General features: G+C 72.6%; 5 protein-coding genes. 3 read left to right on the top strand and 2 right to left on the bottom strand.

The window, feature by feature from the left end:
- Nucleotides 1-147: 147 nt before the first annotated feature.
- Entirely contained in the window at nucleotides 148-2,298 is a 2,151-nt protein-coding gene (locus J7E97_RS35260) for a bifunctional diguanylate cyclase/phosphodiesterase (RefSeq protein WP_215035730.1), read from the bottom strand.
- Nucleotides 2,295-3,125 (bottom strand): SAM-dependent methyltransferase, encoded by an 831-nt coding sequence (locus J7E97_RS35255; RefSeq protein ID WP_215035732.1) that lies wholly within the window; start codon nucleotides 3,123-3,125, stop codon nucleotides 2,295-2,297. Before J7E97_RS35255 ends, J7E97_RS35260 begins: the two co-directional genes overlap by 4 nt.
- 914 nt (nucleotides 3,126-4,039) lie before the next feature.
- Here J7E97_RS35255 and J7E97_RS35250 point away from each other — a divergent pair.
- From J7E97_RS35250 to J7E97_RS35240, 3 genes are all read left to right on the top strand, one after another.
- Nucleotides 4,040-4,195 (top strand): hypothetical protein, encoded by a 156-nt coding sequence (locus tag J7E97_RS35250; RefSeq protein ID WP_215035728.1) that lies wholly within the window; start codon nucleotides 4,040-4,042, stop codon nucleotides 4,193-4,195.
- Between the two features lie 34 nt (nucleotides 4,196-4,229).
- A complete protein-coding gene (locus tag J7E97_RS35245) occupies nucleotides 4,230-5,000 on the top strand; it encodes a DUF4239 domain-containing protein (RefSeq protein WP_215035726.1) in 771 nt (256 codons plus the stop codon).
- 195 nt (nucleotides 5,001-5,195) lie between these two features.
- A complete protein-coding gene (locus tag J7E97_RS35240; RefSeq protein ID WP_215035724.1) occupies nucleotides 5,196-5,828 on the top strand; it encodes a hypothetical protein in 633 nt (210 codons plus the stop codon).
- Nucleotides 5,829-5,925 lie beyond the last annotated feature (97 nt).

Here is a 5,925-nt window from a genome sequence, read left to right as displayed (position 1 = left end):
CCGCGGGTGACCGGCCGCGCGCGGTGCCGGCGGTCTGACAGACCGCCCGTCGCCCGGGGGCGGCCCGGACGAGCACGGGACCGGCCGCCCCAGCCGGACCTCCGCCCGGGCCCGGCCCGCCCAGGCCGGGCCGGGGCAGGGCGGTCGTCAGGAGGCCGTCGGAACCGCGTCCGAGAGGGACAGGGCGTGGATGCGGTCGGGGGCGCCGGGGCGGGCGTAGTACCAGCCTTGGGCCGTGTCGCAGCCCAGGGCGCGGAGCTGGGCCGCTTGCGCGCCGGTCTCCACGCCTTCGACCGTGACGGCCAGTTCGAGGCTGTGGGCGAGGGCGACGATGCCCTCCACGATCTTGACGTCGACCGGGTTGGCCGGCTGCTGCTGCATCCCCTTGGTGAAGGAGCGGTCCAGCTTCAGGACGCTGACGGGCAGGCGCCGCAGGTTGGCGAGGTTCGAGTAGCCCGTCCCGAAGTCGTCGAGGGCGATGTCCACGCCCAGGGCGGCGAGCCGGCGCAGCGGCTCGAGGAGTTCGTCGTCGGCGCCGATCAAGGCCGACTCGGTGACCTCCAGGCAGAGCGTGCCCGGGGCCAGGCCCGAGGACTCCAGAACGCGGACCGTGTCGGCGACCAGGCCGGGGTGGTGCAGCTGGGTCGGTGACAGGTTGACGTTGATCCGCAGGGTGGAGCCGCCGTGCTGGTGCTGCCAGTTGCGGGCCTGGCGGACGGACTCCTCCAGGACCCAGCGGCCCAGCGGCACGATCAGCCCGGTCCGTTCGGCGAGCGGGATGAAGCGGTCCGGGCCGAGCACCCCGTGCTGCGGGTGCGACCAGCGCACCAGCGCCTCCGCGCCGTGCACGCTGCCGTCGTGCATGTGCACCAGCGGCTGGTACTCGATGAAGAACTCGCCGCGTTCCAGCGCCGCCGGCAGGGCGTTGGTCAGGCCGTGCCGCGTGATGGCGCGCGCGTCGGCCTCGGCGTCGGCGAACTCGAAGCGGTTGCCGCCCGCCGCCTTGGCCCGGTACATCGTGATGTCGGCGGAGCGCAGCACCTCCGCCGCGGTGCGCTCGCGCGCCGGGCCCTCGACGATGCCGATGCTGCCCCGGACGGTCAGCTCCCGGCCATCCAGCCGGATCGGGACCGACAGGGCGGAGAGGACTCTGACGGCGAGTTCGGTGGCCTTCTCCTCGGTGTCGGGTCCGGTGGTCAGCGCCACGAACTCGTCGCCGCCGAGGCGGGCGGCGACCTCCACCAGCAGCCGGTCCCCCGCCGAGTGGCCGAGGCTGTCGTTGACGGCCTTGAACCCGTCGAGATCGAGGTAGCAGAGGCCGAACCGGGTGCCGCCGGACCCGCTGAGCGCCTTCTCCAGCCGCTCGAAGAACAGCGTCCGGTTGGGCAGCCCCGTCAGTGCGTCGTGGGTGGCCTCGTAGCGCAGGCGCAGGTTGAGCAGCCGGCGTTCGGTGGTGTCCTCCATCAGGGCGAGCTGGTACTGCGGCACGCCCTCGGCGTCGCGCAGCAGCGAGACCGTCAGGTTGGTCCACAGGACGGTCCCGTCGTGCCGGTAGTACGGCTTCTCGACGCGGTAGCTCTCGCGTTCGCCGCGCACGAGCTCGCCGTACATCCGCCAGACGTGCGGGGTGTCCTCGGGGTGGCTCCACTCGCTGACGTTGCGGCCCCGGACGTGTCCGTCCATGCCGCCGAACATCTGCAGCAGCGCGTCGTTGATCTCGAGGACGTTGCCCTCCAGGTCGGCGATGCCGATCCCGATGGCCGCGCCCTCGAAGACCGCCCGGAAGCGGGCCTCGCTCGCGTGCAGCGCCTGCTGGGCGTCGATCCGCGCGGTCAGGGCGGAGCGGGCGATGGCCTCCTGCTCCTTGAGGGTGCGCTCGCGCAGGGCGCGGGCGAACCCCGCCGCGATGCCGTGCTGGAGGCGGGCGCAGCGGGAACGGTACTCCTCGGTGCCCAGCGCGCCCTCGGCGTCGGGGCCCCCCGGCCCGCAGTACAGCACCAGGTAGGACTCGACGACGCCCAGGGTGCCGGCCAGGGCCTCCGGGTCGGTGCAGTGGACGGCGACGAGTTCGGAGCCGACCCGCTGGCCCGCGGCCGCGTCGAAGGGCCGGGCGTACAGGGCGTCGACGAGGGCGCGGGTGAGCGGTACGAGGTGCTGTTCGAACTCGGCGCGGGTGAGCGAGGTCGCCGTGACGGGGAAGATCGCCCGCCCCCAGATGGTGGCGAAGCGGCCGATCCGGTCCTCCAGACCACCCTGCGGCGCGGTGGTGCCGCCCGCCGTCTGTGCGGGCAGTCTCACGCCTTGCGTCCCACGCCTGCGAAGCCGGAGAAGGCGTACGGGTCTTCGTCCGCCGCCCCGCCCGCCGCCCCTTCGGATCCGTCGGGGCGCCAGTTGGGCATCGCCACGAGGCCGGGCTCGATCAGCTCGAATCCGTCGAAGAAGCCTTCGATCTGTTCTCCGCTGCGCATGACGAGCGGGTTGCGGATGTCGCGGTAGACCTCGACGGTGCCGGCCGCGTCCTCCTCCGAGAGCGGGATCCCCTCGTACGAGGCGTGCGTGAGGATCAGCAGGCTGCCGGGTGCCAGCGACTCGCGCAGCTCCGCGACGGCGGCGTAGGGGTCGTCCGCGTCCTCCAGGAAGTGCAGGACGGCGACCAGCAGCAGGGCCACCGGGCGGCTCAGGTCCAGTACCCGGGCGACCTCGGGGGCGGCCAGGATCTCCCGCGGCTTGCGCAGGTCGGCGGCGACGACTCCGGTCCGCTCGGTGCCGGCCAGTACGGCCTGGCTGTGGGCGACGGCCACCGGGTCGTGGTCGACGTAGACCACGCGCGCCTCGGGGCTGGCCGCCTGCGCGATCTCGTGGACATTGCCGAAGGTGGGGATGCCGGAACCGATGTCGAGGAACTGCGTGACGCCCCCCGCGACGGCGTACCGGACGGCGCGGCGCATGAATGCCCGGTTGGCCTGCATGATCTTGGGCAGTCCCGGCATGAATTCCATGGCGCGGCGGGCGGCCTGCCTGTCGACCTCGAAATTGTGGGAGCCGCCCAGGTAGTAATCGTAGATGCGGGACACGCTCGGCATCGATATGTCGATGCCTGGCGGGGCCCAGGCGGGGCGCTCCATCGGGGTCTCCAAGCCGTAGTCCTGCCGTGGTCCGGAAGGGGCCGGACCCTGTCCGAGCCGAATGTACTGATCGTTGCCCAACGGGGCGAGCAAAAGCGGAAATTGGCGATCCCTTCTTCGTCACACGGCAAAGCCCCGCGCGGGCCGGTGAGCGGCGAATGATCGAAACCGACAAATACCTTTTGAGAAAGGCCGACGGCGAAACGGACGCGTCCTGAAGCTGGCTCAAACCTCCATAGCCAACACGTCACCCGTTCAGGCGAACCCGGGCCAAGCGCCGCGTGCGCGGGCGCGCGCGAGCCCATGATCCCGAGGTGAAAAGAGCCTCTTCCAGGCGCCTGCTGGCGGTCCCCGTCCTGTTGTGGGCGGCACTGTCGACCACGCCGGCGATGGCCGATAGCAGCGCCTACGCGACGACCGACGGCGGTGACGGAGCGAGCGCCCTCAGGCTGGTCGCATCCGCCACCGGCGGCGCGATCGGGGGCGGCCGAGGTGGCGGACATCACGGCGACCGAGCCGATCGGGGCGACCGGGCCGGTGGTCACGGAGACCGCGGCCACAGCGGCGACAGCGGCGACAGCGGCCAACACGGAAACGAATTCCCCGGACGGGGCCACCACGGGGACGGTCATCACGGCCGCCCGCACTGCCCGCCGCCCCCTCCTCCACCCTGCCCTCCCGAGCCCCCGCCCCATCCCACCCCACCGCCACCCCCGCCTCCTCCACCTCCTCCGCCGCCCCCCGTACCGCCACCACCACCCCCACCCCCTCCACCACCGGCTCCCGAACCCGCGCCGCCCGAGCCCCTGCCGAAGCCCCCGGCTCCGGCGCCGCCCAAGCCGCCGCCCGCCGTACGCGCGGCGCCCGCTCCCCCGCCACCCGAGCCGGCCCCGCCGAAGCCGCCGCCCCCCGCGGTGGCCCCGGCACCCACGCCCGCGAAGGCGGTCGCGCGCCCCAGCTACCACGCGGCGGCCCGCAAACCGGCCGAACGCCACATCTCGCCGGTGACCTTCACCTTGATGACCGCCGCCCCCGCGGTGCTCGCGATCGTCGCGCTGCGTCCGCGCTGAGGAACCACCGCCCGACCCCTGATTTGGAGTCATCTTGTCGGAATGGCTCGTCCTGTCCCTCGCGATGGCGGCGGCGTGCGCCGTCGTGCTCTCCATCGCCTTCTTCAACCAGCGCCGGATCGGCGAGGACGACGATCCCAGTGAAACCCCGGACGTCATCGAGTACATGACGATGATGATCGGGGTGATCTACGCGATCGTGCTGGGACTGGCGATCGCCGGCGTCTGGGAGGGCCGCGGCGCCGCCCAGGAGTACGTGCGCCAGGAGTCCCAGGCCCTGCACGAGATCAGCGTCCGCTCCGAGGTCTACCCGGCCGACGTGCGCGCGAAGATCCGGTCCGACGTCGACGCGTACGTGACCTATGTCGTGGACACCGAATGGAAGGAGATGGCCCAGAACGGCGATCTCACCGACCGCAGCGCGGAGCTGCTGGACCGCATCCGTCGTGATGTGACGGACTACGAACCGCGGACCGACCACGAGGGCCAGGCCTACCAGCCGCTCGTCGACCAGGTCGCCGTGGTCGACGACGCCCGCAACGCGCGCGGTCAGAGCGCCGGCGCCACCATGCCCGGCGTGGTGTGGTTCGGGCTGATCGCGGGGGCTCTGGTGACGGTGGGGCTGATCTTCACCCTGCAGATCAGAAGGTCCTTCCGCGAGCTGCTGCTGGCCGGCCTGTTCAGTGCGCTGATCGCCTTCCTGCTGTTCCTCATCTGGGACTTCGACGCACCGTTCGGCCGCGGCATCGCGGCCACCGCCGAGCCGTTCTTCGCGCAGTTCCCGCACCTGGGCTTGCGCGACTGAGCTCGCCCCTTGCCGGAGTCCGGTAAACCGGGGACGGGCCTCCGTCCCCGGTTCGGCCCAGCACCATGCCCCATTCGCCCGTTCCTGATCGCGAGCCACGTCGCCCGCGCCTAGCGTGGCGGACATCGAGGCGCACGACCCCCCACGTGCGGAAACCGTTCCGCGGCTGCTCCTCGGGGATCCGGAGAATCAACCATGGGCGCGATACGCACCTCCCCCTCAGCCCTGTTGGGCACCGCCGCCGCGGGAGCGGTCCTCGTACTCGGCCCGGTCTCCGCGGCCCCCGCGAGCGCGGCCGAGGCCGCGCCCATCACTTCCTTCGGCTTCGCCATCACCCCCTCCACGGTCGCCCCCGGCGGCCAGACGGTGCTCTCCGTCACCGGCTGCAACGCCGCCTTCGCCACCGCCTCCTCCGGAGTCTTCGACACCGTGAGCATCGAGCGGGGCAGGACCGTACGCGTCACCGTGGACCGGGACGCCCGGCGCGGGGCCCAGTACTCCGTCTCCTTCACCTGCAACGGCGAAACGGGCTCGGCCGACCTCACCATCACCGGCGGCACCAGCAGACCCACCACCAGCTCCACCGCCGGCACCCGTACGGGCCGCGGCACGAGCGCGGGCACGACATCCGGCACGGGTACAGGCACGGGTACAGGCACAGGTACGGGTGCCTCGGGCCGTGTCTCCCAGGGCGTCCGGGGCGGGCTCGGCGGCAGTGTCGCCGGCCTCGATCCCCTGGAAGTAGCCGCCGGCGGAGGCCTCCTGCTCGGCGGCCTGGTCGGCCTCGGCTACGCCCTGCGCCGCCGCGACATCCGCCGCATCCACTGAACCCCGCCGCACCGCCGCACCTCCATTCCCACCGCCCCGCCATCCCCACCGCGCCGCCCGGGCTCCACGGCCGTCAACCGCCGGTCGCCCCGGGTCC

The organism is Streptomyces sp. ISL-66, assembly GCF_018614135.1.
In the GTDB taxonomy this organism is placed as follows: domain Bacteria; phylum Actinomycetota; class Actinomycetes; order Streptomycetales; family Streptomycetaceae; genus Streptomyces.
This window is presented reverse-complemented; position numbering and strand designations above follow the sequence as displayed.